We start from the raw sequence: 18,934 nt of genomic DNA, 5'->3' as shown, positions 1-18,934 counted from the left end.
GCGGTCAGCCGATCCCGAATAGGCCAGAAGGCAGTTGGATCAGCAGCAAGCGCTTCAGCACCCACCACATGCCTGATGGCACTAGCAGGGCGACCGGGATCGCAAGCGTCCAGCGCACGGGATCGATCAGGCGCAACAGCAGCAGCATCAACGGGATTGACGAGAGCAAAAATCCTAGCGGCTCCAGTGCGAACGAGAACGCGGTGAGGCAGGCGATGACGAGCAGCGGCTTGCTCCAGCGCACATTCTCCCAGCGCGAGGCCAGCGTCGGCCCGCCCTCGGTGATCGCAGAGATGATGATGGAGCCGGCGAACACGCACATCAGGATGCCCGTGTAGAACAGCACGTAGCCAGAGCCGGGATCGTTGATGGTGCCGAGCTTCAGCTTCAGCCCCGACCAGATCACGAAGCCGCCGAGCGCGAGCCCGATCAACCCGCCCCACAGTTCGGAGTTGTCGAGGCGGAGTTTGACGTTGGTGTCGTTGTTCATGTGAAGCGCCCTTTAGATCACCGTCACCCTGAGGTGGCCGCTTCTTCAGCGGCCCTCGAAGGGCGGCGGTGCCCCGATCCATCCTTCGAGGCGAGCCGCAAACGCGGCTCGCGCCTCAGGATGACGCCAGCATGTGTGGCAGCAGAACTCTACTTCTTCGCAAGCCCGAGCGTGTCGATCACCTTGCGCTCGGAATCCGTGACCTCGATGACGAATTTCTTGTAGTCCTCGGTGTTCTTGTAATTCGGCACCATGTCGTATTTGGCCAGCGTCGCGATTACCGCGGGGTCCTCGACCGCCTTCTTGAAGGCATCGTGCAGCTTGGCGACGATTTTTGGATCCATGCCCTTCGGGCCGGCGATGCCGAACGGAGAATCGTAGACCATGGGATAGCCGAGCTCCTTCAGCGTCGGCACGTCAGGATAGTTGGGCGACCGTGCGCCGGTCCACACCATCAGCAATCGCAACTTGCCGGCGTCGACCAGCGGCCGCCAGCCGGTGGAGTCGGCCTGCAGCATGGTGTGCTGGCCGAGCACGGCGGCGTTGGTCTCGGCGCCGCCCTTGAACGGCACCTGCGTCAGCTTGATGCCGGACATCGCCGCGATCTGCTCCATGCCGATGTGCAGTGATGTGCCGGTGCCAGGCGTCGCGTAGGTCACCTTGCCAGGATTTGCCTTCGCGAACTCGACGACGTCCTTCCAGGACTTGAACTGCGACTCCGCGCTGGTGGTCACGCCGAACGTATAGCCGGTGAGGTGAATGATGTAGGAAAAGTCCTTTGACGGATCCCAGGACACTTCCTGCATCAGGGGCAGACGGAAAACGGTAATGGGGAGCTGTGAGATGGTATAGCCGTCCGGCTTCGCGGCCGCCGCCATGGTCGCGGGTCCCACCGTGCCGCCGCCGCCGGCCTTGTTGTCGATCACGATCGGCTGCCCCAGCACTTTCGAGGCGCTGTCGGCGATCGCGCGCATGGAGATGTCGGTTGATCCGCCGGCCGGCCAGGGCACGATCAGCGTGATGGGTTTGACGGGATAGTCCTGTGCACCGGCGGCGGTCGCGAGCAGCGCGCCCACGACATGCATGGCGGCAAAGGCAATCGTCTTCAGCCCGTATCGCGACATCCAAACTCCTCCCTCGCGGCGGCCTCGTTGGACCGCCGTTTCTCGTTGTTGTGACAGGATTGTCCCTGAAATCATGGGAGAAGAAAAGCGTATTGCGCGGACTGCCCGCGGGGGACGGGACGGCGATCCCGCCGGAAAAAGCACGTGCGACAATTGGTCGTTTGGACGTGTGCCGAGTGGCGGAATTTGGGGCGGACCGAAGCCCTTACGCTACGCGCCGAACCGCGTTCAGCGTCTCGATGGTGCGTCCGACCTCGGCCGCCGGGCACGGCCTGCCGAAATAATAGCCCTGGACTGCGGTGCAGCCGCATTCGCGGACGAAGTCGAGCTGCTCGATCGTCTCCACACCTTCCGCCGTGGTCTCGACGCCGAGCACGGAGCCGAGGCTGGCGATGGTGCGGACGATGGCGACGCTCTCCGGGCTTTCGCCGAGCGTGCCGACGAAGGAACGGTCGATCTTGATGCGGTCGAACGGAAACTTGCGCAAATAGCTCAGCGAGGAATAGCCGACGCCGAAATCGTCGAGGCTGACGCGCACGCCAAGCGCGCGGAGCTGGTGCAGGATCTCGATCGTCGCCTCGCTGTCGTCGAGCAGCGCCGTCTCGGTGACCTCGAGCTCGAGCCGCTGCGGCGGCAGGCCGGCTTCCGCGAGCGCGCTCGTGACCATCGCTACCAGTCCGCGCGAGCGGAACTGCACCGGCGATAAATTGACCGCGACAGTGACATCGGGCCAGGATGCCGCGGTCGCGCAGGCCGTGCGCAGCACCCATTCGCCGATCGGCACGATCAGGCCGGTTTCCTCGGCGATCGGAATGAACTCGGCCGGCGAGACCATGCCGCGTGACGGATGCTTCCAGCGCAGCAGCGCCTCGAAGCCGGTGAGCTCAGACGTGTCGAGCCGCACCTGCGGCTGGAACACCAGGTGGAATTCGCCGGCTTCCAGCGCGCTGCGCAGATCGTGCTCCAGCACGTGCCGGCTGCGCGCCTCTTCCTCCATCTCGGGCTCGAACAGCTGGTAGGCGCCGCGTCCCTTGGCCTTGGCCTGGTACAGAGCGAGGTCGGCGCATTTCATCAGCTCGTCGGCATCGAGCCCGTGATCGGGCGCGATCGCGATGCCGACGGAAACGCCGACATGGATCGACTGGCTTTCCAGCGGCGGCGGGTGGCCGATGATCTCGACCAGGCGACGGGCGAGCCGTTCCGCCGATTGCGGCTGCGGTCCGCGCTGGAGAACGGCGAACTCGTCGCCGCCGAGGCGGGCGACGGTGTCATGCTCGCCGACATTCTCCTTCAGCCGCGCCGCGACCCAGCGCAGGAGCCGATCGCCGGCGGCGTGGCCGAGGCGGTCGTTGACGGTCTTGAAATTATCGAGGTCGAAGCACAGCACGGCCATCGCACCGCCGGCGATCGCGACCTGGTTCAGTCCCTCGCCCATCTTATCGCGAAACAGCGTGCGGTTGGGCAGGTCGGTCAGTGAATCGTGCTGCGCCATGTGCGCCACGCGGGCCTGGGCCTTGTGACGCTCGGTGACGTCCTCATAGGTGACGACCCAGCCGCCATGCTCCATTCGCTTGTGATTGAGCTTGATGATGCGGCCGTCATTCAGATGGCGGTGCAGCGTGTGTTCGCCCTCGCGCAGCCTCTCGACATAGTCGGCATAGATCTTCGCGGCGGTCGTGTTCGGATGGATGCCGAGATCGCAGCTATGCTGCATGATCTCGCGCATCGAGACGCCGGGCTTCACGATGTCGGGCGACAGCCCATACATCTCGATGTAGCGCCGATTGCAGACGATCACGCGCAGGCTCGAATCGAGCATGCACAGGCCCTGGCTCATGTTGTTCAGCGCGGCGTCGAAGCGGCGATACTGCTCGCTCAGCTCTTCGATCGCGCGTTCGCGGTCGGTGATGTCCTCGTAGGTGGCGACGAAGCCGCCCTCGGGCAGCGCGCAGTAGCGGACCGAGACCACGGTGTCGTTCGACATGCGCCGGCGCATCGGCGAGGAATCGTGGTTCGCGATCCTCGCGCTGGCGGCTTCCAGCAGCTGTTGCGGACTGTATTCGGACGCGAACGCCCCGTTCACCATCGACCGCTCGATCAGCTCGCCGAGATGCGTGCCAGGCCTGGTTTCCTCCGGCGACAGCCGGTAGATCTTGCGGTAGGTGGTGTTGCAGACGCGCAGGCGCATGTCGCTGTCGTAGAAGGCGAGCCCGTGCGCCATGTTCTCCAGCGCCGCATCGAGGATGAAGTTCTGCTGGCGCAGCGCTTCTTCGTACTGCAGCCGCTCGGTGACGTCCTCATGCACCGTCACCCAGCCGCCGTCGGGCAGGAAGCGGGAGACCGCCTGCACCATCCGGCCGTCATAGCGCATCACCAGCAGGGTCTTCGCTTTCCTGGCGCGCACGTCCCCCAGGCGCGTGTGGCGGAATTCGTCAATCGGCATGCCCGGCAGGTTGCCGCGCGACAGCCAGTGTTCGATGACCGTGTTGTGCGTGACGCCCGGTTTCACGATTTGGGGGTCGAGATTGTAGAGGTTCAGGAACCGCTCGTTGCAGACGACGACACGGCTGTCGGCATCGTACATGATGAGGCCGTGCGACATGTTCGCGAGCGCATGCTGGCTGCGCTCCGTCTGCACGCGCAATTCTGCCTCGAGCCGGGCGAGGCGGCTGACGTCATCGCAGATCGTCATCCAGCCGCCGCCGGGAAGCGGCTTCAGCTCGAGCGCCATGACGAGTCCGCTCGCCAGTTGCTGCTCCGTGCGGAACGGCTTCCCGCCTGCGATCTGCGCGATCCGCTTCGTATACAGCGCGTCGATCTCGTGTTGCGGAAAGTTGCCGCGCGCCGCGCTGTGCGCGAGCACTTCGCGGTAGCTCGTGCCGACATGCACGATGTCGGCCGACATGTCGAACAGCGACAGATAGCTCTGGTTGATCAGCACGATCCGGTTGTCGGCATCGTAGACGCAGACACCCTGCTCCATGTGATCGAGCGCGAGCTGGCTCAGCGAGACCAGGGCCTGCGGGCCCTGTTCGCGGCGTGCACCAAGTTCGTTGTCGCGGGGCGACGTCATGGGATCGACAGGGTCTCGGCGGGCAATAGACCTAACGCAATGTAATTCAACCGCGGAGGGTAACGAAGAGGCGGGAAAATTCCCTTAAGCGCCGTAGTTTACGGAGGGTGACCGGGGATGCGGAGCGGCGTGCGCCAAGCGCGCGAATGCCGAGATATCTGCAAGCCAGAGTTGGCCGTAAGCGCACGACAAACTCCGCTGTCGTCCCTGCGCCCGTGCGCAATTGCGCACTAGGCAGGGACGACAGCGGATGTTGGGCCCGAGCGTCCCCTACGGCCCGTACAGCACGAGTTCGGTGTCCGTGAGGTCGCCGAGCTGCGGCCGGTGCGGACCCTTGAAATATTTACGGCCGCGCCGCTCGGTGTAGATGCCGGCGAGGCCGGGAATCGGGCCATTGGAATCGATCGCCACCGAGATCTTGCCGAGTCGCAGCAGCAGCCGGCCGATGCGGCCTGCGCAGGCGGCGTATTCGGCGGCGCTGCGGCAATAGATCAGCTTCATCGCGGGCGGCGCGATGAAGCCGCGGCGGATGCGCACCGGCTGCAGGATGAAGGGGAACGTCCCCTTCGGCGTGCGGCAGACCAGGCTGAGGCAATTGTAGCGGGCATGCCGCGTGAGGAGCTGCGTCTCGTCGTTGGTCAGCCCCTCGATCGCCTTGGCGTGCTGCGAGATGACCTCGATCTTGCTCCAGCGCGGAGGGCGCGCGAGTGCGGGCACGGAGAAGAAGATGCCGTGGCAATAGGCACGAAAGCCCTGCGTCTCGATGATCGGCCAGGTCCACGGCGCCGGGCTGATGTTGAGATAGGTGACATCCTTGTGCCGCTGCGCGATCTTGGTCAGCAGCGGGGCGTAGTTGCGGTAGGCCGGATCGACATACCAGCTCGACAAATTGCACTGGATGCCGGTCTCTTCGCCGTGCTTTCGCGCCGTGTAGATCAGCAGCAACACGCCGACGGGCGCGCCGTCATTGTCGAGCATGTAGCCGAAGCGCGGGTAGCCCTCCGGCACGGGCCGGAAGGCCTGCCGGCGCAGACCCTGAATCCAGTAATTGCGCGAGCGGCCGACGAAGCCGCGCGTCAGCAGGTCCGCGACCGCTTCGACGTCGGCCTCGGTGATCTCGCGGCATCGGACCTTGGTGTGGATCACGCTCGTTTTACCCGTGGAAATGGGAGGCCTCGTTCGCTCTATCGTTTCAGCACGATCTTTTCGGAAAACCGCCCCGCAGTTTTCCGGATCACGCTCTAGCGCCAGCCTTCACCATGGGCATCGGCCGTGGCTAACGGCTGCATGCCCATGATCTCCCGCACGTTGGCGGGCCAGGCGGCGAGATCGGTGCCGTGGGTGTGGAACATGGCGACGGCCAGGCGGTCCATGCCGAAGGCGACGCAGCCGGTGTGGGCCGGTTCGCCATTGGCGTCCTGGATGCCCCAGGTCGTGCCGAAATGCTCGCGGTGATAGTTGAAGCTCATGCAGGCGGTCGGCTGATCCTCCGAGCGGAGCGGGATCAGGAGCTCGAACTTGAGCTGCTGCTGCTTCTGGCTGACCGCCTTGATCTGGCCGACGCGACCGAAGAAGGGGTCGCTGGCATAGTCGACGCGGAAGGTCAGGCCGAGGTCGCGGGCAATCGCCTGCGCGCGCACCATCCAGCGCTCGCGGAAATCGGCGACGTCGTCGGGGCTGCCGATGCAGACATATTCGCGCATCCGGAACGATTGCAGCCGGTCGAGATGTTTCGACGGCTCACGGCGGAAGCAGTCGGCGGCGACGTCGAAGCGCAGGCCGCCCTTCGGCAAAGGTCCGCGGCTCGCCGCGATCGGATAGACCGGGTAGCAGGCGGCGGGTGACAGCACGAGGTCGGCCGGCGAGAGCGATGAAGTCCAGTCGCCGCCGGCGTCGAAGCGGCTCACCGCCGCGTTGATCTCGCGTTCGGTGCCGTGCAGGCCGCAAACGCAGCCCAGCAGGTTCGGAAAGCTCTTGAGATAGCCGGATTTCTCGAGCTGGGCCCGGCTCATCACCGGCGGAAAGCGCATGACCTCGGTGCCGGCCTCGCGATGGTTCGTGATCAGCGCGGCGAGACGCTCGACGACGCCCTCATAGAGCGCGGTGCGGGCGTAGACGCCGTCCGAGCCCATGGGGTGGAACAGCTTGTCGGCGAGATGATCGAGCGGATCTGCGATTTGCGGCGCGGTCTCGGGCGAGCTGGGGAGAACAGCAATGTTCATGTTCGACTTCCTGCTATCTGAAATTGTTCTTTTTGGCCGAAAGGCACGTCAGTCGCGAAGGCTTTCTAGTCTCGAAGGCTTGCTGGAATGCCGCTCATCAGCGTCGACGTGGCGGCGTTGGCGAGAATGCGGTCGTTGTTGATCATGATCGGCGAGGACAGCACGTCGCGCAGGTGGCGGCCCATGGTGAACTCGCCGTCGTTGCGGTAGCCGGAAAGGCCCGCGGTGCGCATCGCATGCATCACGGTCTCGACCGCGAGCTCGGAGGCCTGCACCTTCAACAGCGTGATCGAGGATTGGAAATCGAGCGAGCTCAGCGCGCGCTCGTCATGCTCGGCGCAGGCAAAGGTGTCGACATTGGCTGCGATCAGCGCGCGCAGCTTGGCCAGCGACATCTTCGCGGCCGTGAAATGCGCCGCGGCCGGCGGCATCTGACCGCCCGAGGTGCGGGCCGCCTTGCGAACGAAAGCCTGCGCACGGGTCACGGCCGCGGCGGCGATGCCGGCCCAGGCCGAGGACCAGCACAGATGCGCGAACGGCGTCATGGTCTGGGCATGGATCTTGTCATAGGATTCCGGGAAGATGCGGTCGGCCGGGCAATCGACCTTCAGCTCGAAACCGGTCGAGCAGGTGCCGCGCATGCCGAGCGTCTCCCAGCCCTGCGTCTGCTTCAGCGAATAATCGTCCTTGGCGAGCGCCAGCAGAACCTGGTCGGAGGCGGCGGCCTCGGTGGCGCGGCGGGCGATGGTGACGAGGCCGTCGGCCTCCGCACCGTAGGAGATCACGGTGGCGTCGCGCACCAGAGAGACTGTGTCGCCGGCGTGGTCGACTGCCGCGGCGCTGGCGCGAATGTTGCCGCCGTTCTGACCTTCGGTGGTGGAGGAGGCGAGCAGCCACTGGTCGCGGGCGACCCGGCGCATCATCGTTTCCATCCAGGGGATGCCGTGGCCGTGCCTGATGACACAGGCGACCTTGGTCGTGTGCATCGCGTAGATCATCGCGGTCGAGGCGCAGGCGCGCCCGAGCGTGTAGCAGATATCGGTGACGTCGTAGATCGAGGCACCGAAGCCGCCGAACTCGACCGGGATCATGACGCCGAGCAGTTTCTGCTCACGCGCGACCTCGAAAGCCTTGTGGGGGAAGCGGGCGTCGCGATCGACCCCGTCCGCGTCGGCCGCCGCCGCAGCGGCTGTGCCGGTGGCGCGTTCGATGAGGGAGGGGCCGTGTTCGAGAAAGCTCGTTTGCGTTTCGTCGACAGTGAGGACTGCTTCACGCACGTTCATACTCGTCCGCCTCCGGTTTGCCGTTCAGGATCGCCGGCATCATTCGCGATGCCGCTGAAGCGATCCTCCGACCATCTTTAGTTGTGAGATGAGGCTACGGATTTAATTCAAATTCGTCGATGAAATAGAGGGTAAACAAACCGCAATTCCGAACGAACAGTTAAGTTCGGGTTGTTTGCATCGCCGACAATTCCGCGATCGCGTTAGGGATCTGGAAGAACCCGGAATTCCAGACAATCCGAGTCATCGTTTACTAAGAAAGGCGAAGTAATGGTGGCGCCCATTGTGGGATCGGCCCGTCGCGCCCATCGTAGCCGGCAACCGGTCCGACCGTTGAATAGACAGATGGGAATTTACCGATGCAGGCCTTCGATACCGACGTGCGCGATCGCATCATCAAGCTGGTGAAGGGCATCCTCGAGCAGAACTCGCTCACCGCGAACATCGCGCCACAGGCGAAGCTCGTCGATGCGGGCCTGACCTCGATGGACATGGTCAATCTGATGCTCGGCGTCGAAGCCGAGTTCGACTTCACCATCCCGCAGTCCGAGATCACGCCGGAGAATTTCCAGTCGGTCGAGACGCTGGAGCGGATGGTCGCGACCCAGCTCCAGCTGGCGGCGGCGGCCTAACTAGACGTACCTATCTCTCCCCGGGTCGTCCCTGCGAACGCAGGGACCCATACCGCGGAATCTATCGATCGTTGAAGGCCGCAGTACAGAACGACGAATCTTCGCCAAACTGCGCCCTGTGGCTATGGGTCCCCGCTTTCGCGGCGACGACTCTGAGAGTGAGGCGAGCACTCTGCAAGCCTCACAGTACCGGCATCGCCCCACCGCCCCCGTTCCAAAACCGCCGCAAAACTGGCATAGCTTAACCATGTCGCACATAGCTGACAGGGTGGAGTAGGCATGACGCAGGCGGTATTGGGCATCATCGGCGGCTCCGGCATCTACGATCTGCCGGGTCTCGAGGGCGCGCGCGAAGAAGTGATCAAGAGCCCCTGGGGCGAGCCGTCGGCCCCTCTGCGGCGCGGCTCGATTGCCGGCCTGCCGATCGTGTTCCTGCCGCGGCACGACAAGGGTCACCGGCTGTCGCCCTCCGACATCAATTATCGCGCCAACATCGATGTTCTGAAGCGGGCCGGCGTCACCGACCTGATCTCGCTGTCGGCCTGCGGCTCGTTCAGGGAGGAGCTGCCACCCGGCACCTTCGTTCTCGTCGACCAGTTCGTCGATCGCACCCACAAGCGCGAGAGCTCGTTCTTCGGCAGGGGATGCGTCGCGCATGTGTCGATGGCGCATCCGGTCTCGCCGCGCCTGCGCATCCATCTTGCGGCGGCAGCTGAAGCCGAGGGCATCGCGTTTGCGCGCGGCGGCACCTATGTCTGCATGGAGGGACCGCAATTCTCCACCTATGCGGAAAGCATGACCTACAAGACATCGGGCTATTCCGTGATCGGCATGACCAACATGCCCGAGGCAAAGCTCGCGCGTGAGGCCGAGATCTGCTACGCCACGGTCGCGATGGTGACGGATTTCGACTGCTGGCATCCCGATCACGACGCCGTCACGGTCCAGGACATCATCCGCGTGCTGACGTCGAACGCCGACAAGGCGAAGGCGCTGGTGGCGCGGCTCGCGAGGGACTTTCCGCGCGAGCACGAGCCGTGCCCGATCGGTTCGGACCGCGCGCTCGACACCGCGCTGATCACCGCGCCCGAGGCGCGCGATCCGGAGCTCTTGAAGAAGCTCGATGCGGTGGCCGGGCGCATCCTGCGGGCGTGATACGAAAGGCAGAATGCCATGAAGGTTGACGGCAAGCATTTCCGCAGCATCTGGCGCGAGCGTGATGGCTGGTCGGTCGGTGCGATCGACCAGCGCCGGCTGCCGCATGAGTTCGTCGTTGCGAAGCTGACTTCATGCGAAGACGCTGCGGTCGCCATTCGCGACATGCTGGTGCGCGGCGCACCGTTGATCGGTGCAACCGCGGCCTACGGCATGGCGCTCGCCATGCGCGAGGACTCATCCGACGCCGGCCTGAAGCGCGCCTATGACACGCTGGTCGTGGCGCGGCCGACCGCGATCAATCTGAAATGGGCGCTGGACGAGATGCGCACGGCGCTCGCGCCGGTCGATCCGGTCGAGCGCGCGGAGGCGGCCTACGCGCGCGCCGACGAGATCGTCGAGCAGGACGTCGAGATCAACCGCGGCATCGCCGGCAACGGCCTGAAGCTGATCGAGGCGATCGTCGTAAAGAAGAAGCCGGGCGAGACGGTCAACGTGCTGACCCATTGCAATGCGGGCTGGCTCGCCACCGTCGACTGGGGCACCGCAACGGCGCCGATCTATCTGGCGCATGAGCGTGGCATCAAGATCCATGTCTGGGTCGATGAGACGCGTCCGCGCAATCAGGGCGCCTCGCTCACGGCCTGGGAGCTCGGCCATCACGGCGTGGCGCACACCGTGATCCCCGACAACACCGGCGGACACCTGATGCAGCACGGCATGGTCGACCTCGCTATCGTCGGCACTGATCGCGTCGCGGCGAACGGAGATGTCTGCAACAAGATCGGCACCTATCTGAAGGCGCTTGCCGCGCACGACAACGGCGTGCCGTTCTATGTCGCGCTGCCGTCGCCGACGATCGATTTCGCCGTTGATGACGGCATCCGCGACATTCCGATCGAGCAGCGCAGCGGCACGGAGGTGACCGACATGACCGGCCGCACCGCGGATGGCCGGCTGGAGACGGTGCGCATCGTGCCGGAGGGCTCGCCGGTCGCGAATTACGCGTTCGACGTGACGCCGGCGCGGCTGGTCACTGGTCTTATCACGGAGCGCGGCGTGCTGAAGCCGGATCGCGCGTCACTCGCCGCCGCCTTTCCTGAACGGATCGCCGCCGCGGCGGAGTAGTTTACTCTCGTAGGGTGGGCAAAGGCGCATCGCGCCGTGCCCACCATCTTTATTCCGCGCCGCGCGAGCTTTGGTGGGCACGCTTCGCTTTGCCCACCCTACGGCTTCGCGCCTCGCAACTATGAGGCGCCTAGCGCAACTTCAACCCCGTCGCCGTCTCAAGCTCCGCAATCGCCTGCGCCCCACTCGTCACCTTGATCGTGGTCATGCCCATCTCGCGCGCCGGTTTTAGATTGACGCCGAGGTCGTCGAGATAAACGCACTTCTTCGGGTCGACCTTCAGCGTCTCCACCATCATCTCGTAGATGCGCGGGTCGGGCTTGCGCAGGCCGATCTTGGCGGATTCGATGACGTGGTCGAACAGAACCATCACCTCCGCGATGTAGAGCGAGCGCCCGGTCATGCTGCCGATCGCGTTGGCGGGCAGATTGTTGGTGATGCAGCCGGTCTTGAATTGCGCCTTGATGCGCTTCAGCACCTCGACCATCTCGGGACGCAGATCGCCCTGAAGCAGCGGCAGCACGTCGCGGCCGCGCACCTCCGCGCCGAGCGCGCGCGATTCCTCGGCGAAAAGCTTGTCGAAGGTGTCGATATCGACCTCGGCCCGCTCGAACTTGGCCCAGGCGTTTTCCAGATGATTGGTGGCGTTGGTGCGCCGGATGATGTCGACGGGCAGGCCGCGCTCGGTCTCGTACCGCGCGAACGCCTCGAACGGCGAGCTCGTCAGCACGCCGCCAAAATCAAAGATCACGGCCTCGATCGTCAAGATCCCGCCCTCGTCAATTCCTTTCCAAGAGCGCTAGCATGCGCTATCGGCAAGGGCCAGTCCGAAGCAATCCTGCCGTCATTGATGCCGACGCCAAGGCGTGTTCCCATGAAGAAGCTTGCAACCCTCATCGCAGCCGCGCTGCTGCTCGCCACGCCCGCACACGCCATCGTCGGCGGCGGCACGCCGCAGGCCGATGGTGTCGCGCGAGCGGTCGTCACCATCGTCGGCTCGCGTGGGAATTTCTGCACCGGCAGCCTGATCGCCCCGAAGATCGTGCTGACGGTTGCCCACTGTGTGCAGCCCGGCGCGGACTACAAGATCGTCGATCGCGGCGCCGACGGTGCGCCGCAATTGCTGAACGTGCGCTCCGTCGCGATCCATCCGAACTTCAACATGCAGGCAATGCAGGCGCATCGCGCCACCGCGGACGTGGCATTGTTGCAACTGGAAATTCCACTCAAGGGAAAATCGACGGTGTCGGTCGGTGCGCCGACCATTCCAATCCAGGTTGGCAGCCGCTTCGTCATCGCCGGTATCGGCGTCACCGTGCGTGGCGACGGCAAGAGCGGCGGCGCGACGCGCGTTGCCGGGCTCGTGGCCACAGGCCAGCCCGGCACGTTCCAGATCCGGCTGGTCGATCCCGTAACCAACGGTGTTCGCGACGGAATTGGCGCCTGCACCGGCGATTCCGGCGGTCCGGTGTTCGAGGACAAGCCGAACGGTCCGGTGCTTGTCGGCGTCATCAGCTGGTCCACGGGGCCGAACGGCGCCGCCGGCTGCGGCGGATTGACCGGCGTCACGCCGCTCACGCTCTATCGCGACTGGATTTTGCAGACCGCGCGGAGCTGGGGTGCGGCGTTATAGTTTGACCGCGAATTGATCTATGTCATTTTGAAGTGGAAGCGCGATGGGCGACCATGCCCGTCGCGGAGGAAACGCGCCGTCCGGTCAAGGGCGGCCACAAAACAAGCAAGGCATAGAAGCAACAATGAATGTCGCTGTCCGCAGTCACGCCACAACCAAGCAGGCCTCTGAACATTTCGACGTGCTGATCGTCGGTGCCGGCATCTCCGGCATCGGCAGCGCCTATCACATCGAAAAGCAGCTTCCCGGCACGAGCTACGTCATCCTGGAAACGCAGGCGACGTTCGGCGGCACGTGGAGCACGCATCGTTATCCCGGTATTCGCTCGGACAGCGATCTCCATACCTTCGGCTACAGTTTCAAGCCCTGGGTCGGACCGCCGATCGCGACCGCCGAGGAAATCCTCGCCTACATGAACGAGGTGATCGAAGACAACGATATCGCCCCGCACATCCGCTACAAGCACCAGATCAATTCCGCGAGTTGGTCGAGCGAGCAAAATCTCTGGACCATCGAGGCGACGACGACCGACACCGGCGAGGCGAAAACGTTGACCGCCAACTTCCTCTGGATGTGCCAGGGCTATTATCGCCATTCCGAAGGCTACACGCCGGAATGGAAGGGCATGGATCGCTTCAAGGGCCGCATCGTCCATCCGCAGAGCTGGCCCGACGATATCGACCTCGCGAACAAGAAGGTCGTCGTGATCGGCTCCGGCGCGACCGCGGCGACGCTGGTGCCGAACATCGCCGACGCCTGTGCGCATGTCACCATGCTGCAGCGCTCGCCGACCTATTTCCGGCTCGGCCGCAACGCCATCGAGATCGCCGAGGAGCTGCGCCGGCTCCAGGTCGACGAGGAATGGATCCACGAGATCGTCCGCCGCAAAATCTTGTTCGAGCAGGATGCTTTCACCAAGCTCTGCATTGCCAAGCCGGAGCAGGTGAAGAAGGATCTGATCGACCAGATCCGCGCGGTTCTCGGGCCAGACTACGACGTCGAGACGCACTTCACGCCGGCCTACCGGCCGTGGCGGCAACGTATCGCCTTTGTGCCCGATGCCGACCTGTTCAAGGGCATCGCCAGCGGCAAGGCCTCCGTCGTCACCGACGAGATCGAATGTTTCGTCGAGAACGGCATCCAGCTCAAGTCCGGCAAGCTGCTCGAGGCCGATATCGTCGTCACCGCAACCGGCTTCAATCTCGCGGCGCTCGGTGACATCGCCTTCGAGATCGACGGCAAGCCGCTTGCCTTCGGTGACACCGTGACCTATCGCGGCATGATGTTCACGGGTGTGCCGAACATGGTCTGGGTGTTCGGCTATTTCCGCGCGAGCTGGACGCTGCGCGTCGACCTCGTCGCCGATTTCGTCTGCCGGCTGCTCGGCCATATGAAGGCCAAGGGCACGAAGAAGGTCGAGGTCAAGCTCCGTGCCGAGGACCACAACATGCCGATCCTGCCTTGGATCGACCCGGAAAACTTCAATCCCGGCTACATCATGCGCGACATGAACCTGCTGCCCAAGCGTGGTGACAAGCCGGAATGGCAGCACAGCCAGGATTACTGGACCGAGAAGGACGAGATCCCGAAGACGGATCTGGACGACGGGGCGTTTATTTACGGGTGAGGGTCTCGCTTATGTAAGGGGCGGCAGCGATCACGACCCACTCCGCTGTCGTCCCCGCGAACGCGGGGACCCATACCGCGTGATCTATCGACTGCGGATGGTGGTAGTCCCGCCACAACTAGTTCGCCAAACGTCTCCCTGTGGGTATGGGTCCCGGATCTGCGCTTCGCTTGTCCGGGACGACACTGTTGGTTGGTGAACGGCGTACCAACTCATCTGCATTGCTGCTACGAATTCCGCCTCGTCGCATTCGTTGCAATCGCCGCCGCCGCGGTCCGGTTCTCCACGCCGAGCTTGGCGTAGATCTGCTCCAGGTGCTTGTCGACGGTGCGCGGGCTCAAGCCCAGGATCTGCGCGATGTCGCGGTTGGTCTTGCCCTTGCTGAGCCAGGCCAGCACCTCGCCCTCGCGGGTGGTGAGGCCGAGCTCGCTGGTGAATTCGGGCGGCAGCGCAGTGCCGGACTCCTTGGACAGCCGCAGCAGGAACTCGTTCGGTGCGGTTTCGCCCATGTAGTAGAGCCGCAGTTGCGGATTGTCGGGCAGGGGAGCCGCCTGCGACTTCGAGCTGCCCTTGTCCTTCGCCTGCTCCAGCCATTGCAGGAGTGATGGCGGCAGGACGAAGTCGTCGGTCTGCGCGCCATGATGATCGGCCAGCAGTTTTTGCGCCTGTGGGGTGGCCCAGAGCACATGACCCTGGCGGTTGACCGCGAACAGGAAGCGGCCGGAGACGTCGAGCGCGGCGCGCGCGCTCTGGGTCAGTCGGGCATTGCCGAGATGGACGCGGATGCGCGCCAGCATCTCCTCGATCACAATCGGTTTTGTCACGTAGTCGACGCCGCCGGCCTCCAGCCCACGCACGATGTGCTCGGTCTCGGCAAGGCCCGTCATGAAGATCACGGGCACGTTGGCAACGCCCGCATCGCGCTTGAGGCGGCGGCAGGTCTCGAATCCGTCCATGCCCGGCATCACGGCGTCCAGCAGCACGATGTCGGGGGTGATCTGGTCGACGATGCGCATCGCGGCCGCGCCGTCGAGCGCCACCATCACCGTCATCCCGGCGCCGTCGAGCGCGTCGGTCAGGAGCCGCAGCGTCTCCGGGGAGTCATCGACAACGAGCGCGACATCGCGCTTCCTCGACTCAATGCTCATGCGCATGCAACGTCTTCAATGTGGCCATGTACCGGTCGAGATCGAAGCGATCGACCAGCGACCGCATTTCCGCGACGAAGTCGGCATGCTCGGGGTGCTCGCTGCCGATCTCGTCCAGCTTCAACTGGATGCCCTTGACGTAGCCGATCTGGCCGAGCCCTATCAGCGCCTCGATGTGCCGCACCGGTGGCCTTGATCCGCTCTCGGGCCGCCAGAACGGCACCGCGATCTGGTCCGCGCCGTACTGCCATTCGATCTTCAGGAGCTGACGGATCGTCTCCAGCAGCCGCGGGATGTCGATCGGCTTCATCAGATAGCCGTCGTGGAAGGGCTGTGCCAGCGGCGTGCCGTGAGCCTCCAGCGCGCTCGCCGACACCATCAGGATGCGCGCCTGGTGATGCCCACTTGCGCGCAAGGCCTCTGCGACGGCCCAGCCGTCCATGGCGGGCATCGAGATGTCGAGCAGGAACAGGTCGGGCCGGCAATGTTGCGCCAGGGCGAGGCATCCTGGTCCATCGGGTGCGCTGAGCAGGATGAAGCCGAGCGGCGCCAGCACCTCGCGCAGGAGGTCGCGATGCACGGGGTCGTCGTCGGTGATGAGGATGGTCTTGCGCGCGCCCCGATAGCCGGAGACCGGCGCCTCCACCGGCGCGATGCGCAGCGGATTGGCGACTTCCGACAGCAGGATCTTGACCTTGAAGGTGCTCCCGGCGCCGACCGTGCTCAAGACCTTGATGTCGCCGCCCATGACGCCGGCGAGCAGCCGGCTGATGGTCAGGCCCAGCCCGGTGCCGGTCTGCGGCTGCGAGACGCCGAGCGCGCCGCGCTCGAAGGGCGCAAAGATGCGTTCGAGGTCGTCGCCCTGGATGCCGGGGCCGGTGTCGATCACTTCGAACTCGGCGACGGGGCTGCGATAGTGCACGACGAACTGCACGCTGCCGGTCTGGGTGAACTTGATCGCGTTGGAGAGCAGATTGATTAGCACCTGGCGCAGCCGCTTCTCGTCGGCGTAGACCACGACCGGCAAATGCGCGGGCCGCCTGAACACGAAGTCGATGCCCTTGGCGGCCGCCTGAAGACGGAACATGCCGACGAGCTGGTCGAGGAAATCGCTCAGGCGCACTTCGTCGCGCGACAGATACAGCCGCCCCGCCTCGATCTTGGAAATATCCAGAATGCCGTCGATCAGGCCGGAGAGGTGATCGGCGCTGCGACGAACGACGCGGACCTGGTCGCGCGGCTTGGTGTTGAGCGTCGCGTCCTGCTCCAGGAGCTGGGCATAGCCGCTGATCGCGTTCAGCGGCGAGCGCAACTCGTGGCTCAGGCCCACCACGTAGCGGCTCTTGGCGAGGTTGGCGGATTCGGCGACCTCCTTGGCGCGCTGGAGCTCGGCGTCGGTGCGCTTGTGCGCGTCGATCTCCTGGATCAGCAGCGTCGTCTGCCGCCGTGTCTCGGCCTCGGCGGCTCGGCGGCTCTGCTGCGCCAGCACGAACAGCCAGGCCACCACGCCGATGATGATGCTGAGCGAGAAGAACACCTTCCAGAGCACGTTCGAGACGAGCAAATTTTCGCCGGGCACGCTCGCCGAGGTCTGAAGATAAATCAGTCCCAGCACCAGCGCGACGAGGCCGGCGGAGACCACGAACACGCCGATATAGTGGCCGAACTGGGAGTTGATCCGCCGGTAGATCGGCTCGGGAAGAATCCTGCCGAGCGCTTCGGCGAACTGCACCTGCGCCCGCGCATGCGGCTTGCAGAGGTCGTGGCAGCGCGCATCGAGCGAGCAGCACAGCGAGCAGATCGGGCCGGCGTAAGCGGGGCAGGACGTCATGTCCTCCGGCTCGAAACTGTGCTCGCAGATACAGCACTGGATCGACTCGATATTGGCCCAGCTCCGCTTTGGCTTGCGCGCGATGTAGTACTTTCCGTCGGTGAGCCAGGCGATGACGGGCGCGGTGACGAAGGCGACCGTCAGCGCGACGAAGGCGGCGAGCGCCTTCATGGTCGGGCCGAACAGGCCGTAGAACGCCGCGATCGAGACGATGGTCGCGATCGTCATGGCGCCGACGCCGACCGGGTTGATGTCGTAGAGATGGGCGCGCTTGAACTCCATCTGCGGCGGGCGCAGGCCAAGCGGCTTGTTGACAACGAGATCGGCGACGAGCGCGCCGACCCAGGCGATTGCGACGTTGGAATAGAGCGCCAGCGTCTGCTCCAGCGCCTTGTAGACGCCGATCTCCATCAGCAGCAGCGCCACCATCACGTTGAACACCAGCCAGACCACACGGCCGGGATGGCTGTGCGTCAGACGCGAGAAGAAGTTCGACCAGGCGATCGAGCCGGCATAGGCATTGGTGACGTTGATCTTGAGCTGCGACAGGATCACGAACGTACCGGTGAGCGCCAGCGCCAGATCCGGCTGCGACAGCACGTAGCGAAACGCCTCGAGATACATGTGCGCGGGCTCGGCCGCCAGCTCGCCCGAGAGGCCGTGGCTCAGCGCAAAGAAGGCGAGAAAGGAGCCCAGCAACAACTTCAGTGCGCCGAAGATGATCCAGCCCGGCCCCGCGATCAGCAGCGCGATCCACCACGACGTTCGCGACGTGCGGCGGTCGCGCGGCAGAAACCGTAGGAAGTCGACCTGCTCGCCGATCTGCGCCACCAGCGAGAACACCACGGAGGATGCGACACCGAACAGCAGCAGATCGAAATGTCCGCTCGGGTCGCCGTGCTCGCCGGCGAATTTGCGCCACTCCGTGAACGAGTAGGGGTTGGCCCAGGCGATCGCGGCAAAGGGCAGGATGTGCAGGATGATCCAGATCGGCTGCGTCCAGAGCTGGAAGCGGCTGATCAGCGTGATGCCGTAGGTCACGAGCGGAATGATCGCCACCGCGCTGATGAGGTAGCCGATCGGGCGCGGAATGCCGAAGCACATCTCCAGCGCCGTTGCCAGGATCACCGCCTCGATGGCGAAGAAGATGAAGGTGAAGGAGGCGTAGATCAGCGAGGTGACGGTCGAGCCGATATAGCCGAAGCCGGCGCCGCGGGTGAGCAGGTCAATGTCGATGCCGCATTTGGCTGCGTAATAGGCAATCGGCACGCCGCAGAAGAAGATGATGGTGGAGACGACGAGGATCGCGGCGCTGGCGTTGGTGACGCCGTAGTTCAGCGTGATGGTGCCGCCGATCGCTTCCAGCGCCAGGAAGGAGATGGCGCCGAGTGCAGTGTTGGCGACACGGGCGGCAGACCAGCGGCGCGCGCTCTTGGCGGTGAAGCGCAGCGCGTAGTCTTCCAGCGTCTGGTTGGCGACCCACTGGTTGTACTGGCGCCTGACGCGGTCTATTCGCTGCCGCCCTGCCACTCGTTACCCCACTCCCGATACGGACCCCGAGCTCTCGCAATTTCCGTACCAGAAGCCT

At 64.6% G+C, this 18,934-nt stretch carries 14 protein-coding genes; 5 read left to right on the top strand and 9 right to left on the bottom strand.

From position 1 onward, the window contains the following. Positions 1-4: 4 nt before the first annotated feature. The 6 genes from QJT78_RS03955 to QJT78_RS03930 all read right to left on the bottom strand — a co-directional run bounded on the left by QJT78_RS03955 (position 5) and on the right by QJT78_RS03930 (position 8,192). Positions 5-490: a tripartite tricarboxylate transporter TctB family protein gene (locus tag QJT78_RS03955; protein WP_028149132.1), complete on the bottom strand. Its 486-nt coding sequence runs from the start codon at positions 488-490 to the stop codon at positions 5-7. A 149-nt stretch (positions 491-639) separates the two neighbouring features. Next, positions 640-1,614, bottom strand: a complete 975-nt coding sequence (locus QJT78_RS03950) for a tripartite tricarboxylate transporter substrate binding protein (RefSeq protein WP_028149131.1) — start codon at positions 1,612-1,614, stop codon at positions 640-642. 205 nt (positions 1,615-1,819) lie between these two features. After that, entirely contained in the window at positions 1,820-4,687 is a 2,868-nt protein-coding gene (locus QJT78_RS03945; protein ID WP_212478727.1) for a PAS-domain containing protein, read from the bottom strand. Positions 4,688-4,957: 270 nt separating this feature from the next. Next, the gene (locus QJT78_RS03940; RefSeq protein ID WP_028149129.1) at positions 4,958-5,833 is read right to left on the bottom strand and encodes a hypothetical protein; all 876 of its coding nucleotides are present in this window, start codon (positions 5,831-5,833) and stop codon (positions 4,958-4,960) included. 95 nt (positions 5,834-5,928) lie between these two features. Beyond that, entirely contained in the window at positions 5,929-6,909 is a 981-nt protein-coding gene (locus tag QJT78_RS03935) for an amino acid--[acyl-carrier-protein] ligase (protein ID WP_028149128.1), read from the bottom strand. Between the two features lie 65 nt (positions 6,910-6,974). Then, complete coding sequence (locus tag QJT78_RS03930; protein WP_038952323.1) at positions 6,975-8,192, bottom strand: acyl-CoA dehydrogenase family protein; 1,218 nt, start codon at positions 8,190-8,192, stop codon at positions 6,975-6,977. 359 nt (positions 8,193-8,551) lie between these two features. On the opposite strand from QJT78_RS03930, the gene QJT78_RS03925 reads away from it, so the two are divergent. From QJT78_RS03925 to mtnA, 3 genes are all read left to right on the top strand, one after another. Beyond that, positions 8,552-8,824 carry a phosphopantetheine-binding protein gene (locus QJT78_RS03925; protein ID WP_028149126.1) on the top strand — a complete coding sequence of 91 codons (273 nt, stop codon included), beginning with the start codon at positions 8,552-8,554 and terminating at the stop codon, positions 8,822-8,824. 279 nt (positions 8,825-9,103) lie between these two features. Then, positions 9,104-9,979 (top strand): S-methyl-5'-thioadenosine phosphorylase, encoded by an 876-nt coding sequence (locus tag QJT78_RS03920; RefSeq protein WP_028149125.1) that lies wholly within the window; start codon positions 9,104-9,106, stop codon positions 9,977-9,979. An 18-nt stretch (positions 9,980-9,997) separates the two neighbouring features. Further along, a complete protein-coding gene (gene mtnA / locus QJT78_RS03915; RefSeq protein ID WP_028149124.1) occupies positions 9,998-11,107 on the top strand; it encodes an S-methyl-5-thioribose-1-phosphate isomerase in 1,110 nt (369 codons plus the stop codon). Positions 11,108-11,237: 130 nt separating this feature from the next. On the opposite strand, the gene QJT78_RS03910 is transcribed toward mtnA, so the two are convergent. Then, on the bottom strand, positions 11,238-11,873 hold the full coding sequence (locus QJT78_RS03910; RefSeq protein ID WP_028149123.1) for an HAD-IA family hydrolase: 636 nt from the start codon (positions 11,871-11,873) through the stop codon (positions 11,238-11,240). 108 nt (positions 11,874-11,981) lie between these two features. Between QJT78_RS03910 and QJT78_RS03905 the strand changes: the two genes are divergently transcribed. Continuing rightward, entirely contained in the window at positions 11,982-12,740 is a 759-nt protein-coding gene (locus QJT78_RS03905; RefSeq protein ID WP_028149122.1) for a trypsin-like serine protease, read from the top strand. A gap of 124 nt (positions 12,741-12,864) precedes the next feature. Next, positions 12,865-14,367, top strand: a complete 1,503-nt coding sequence (locus QJT78_RS03900) for an NAD(P)/FAD-dependent oxidoreductase (protein ID WP_028149121.1) — start codon at positions 12,865-12,867, stop codon at positions 14,365-14,367. A 227-nt stretch (positions 14,368-14,594) separates the two neighbouring features. On the opposite strand, the gene QJT78_RS03895 is transcribed toward QJT78_RS03900, so the two are convergent. Beyond that, positions 14,595-15,521, bottom strand: coding sequence for a response regulator (locus QJT78_RS03895; RefSeq protein ID WP_049807436.1), 927 nt, complete (start codon positions 15,519-15,521; stop codon positions 14,595-14,597). After that, positions 15,505-18,876 (bottom strand): ATP-binding protein, encoded by a 3,372-nt coding sequence (locus QJT78_RS03890; protein WP_028149119.1) that lies wholly within the window; start codon positions 18,874-18,876, stop codon positions 15,505-15,507. Before QJT78_RS03890 ends, QJT78_RS03895 begins: the two co-directional genes overlap by 17 nt. Between the last annotated feature and the right edge of the window lie 58 nt (positions 18,877-18,934).

The organism is Bradyrhizobium sp. Mp27, assembly GCF_029953005.1.
GTDB lineage: Bacteria > Pseudomonadota > Alphaproteobacteria > Rhizobiales > Xanthobacteraceae > Bradyrhizobium > Bradyrhizobium barranii.
Note: the sequence above shows the minus strand (reverse complement) of the source record. Positions and strands in the feature narration are given on the sequence as shown.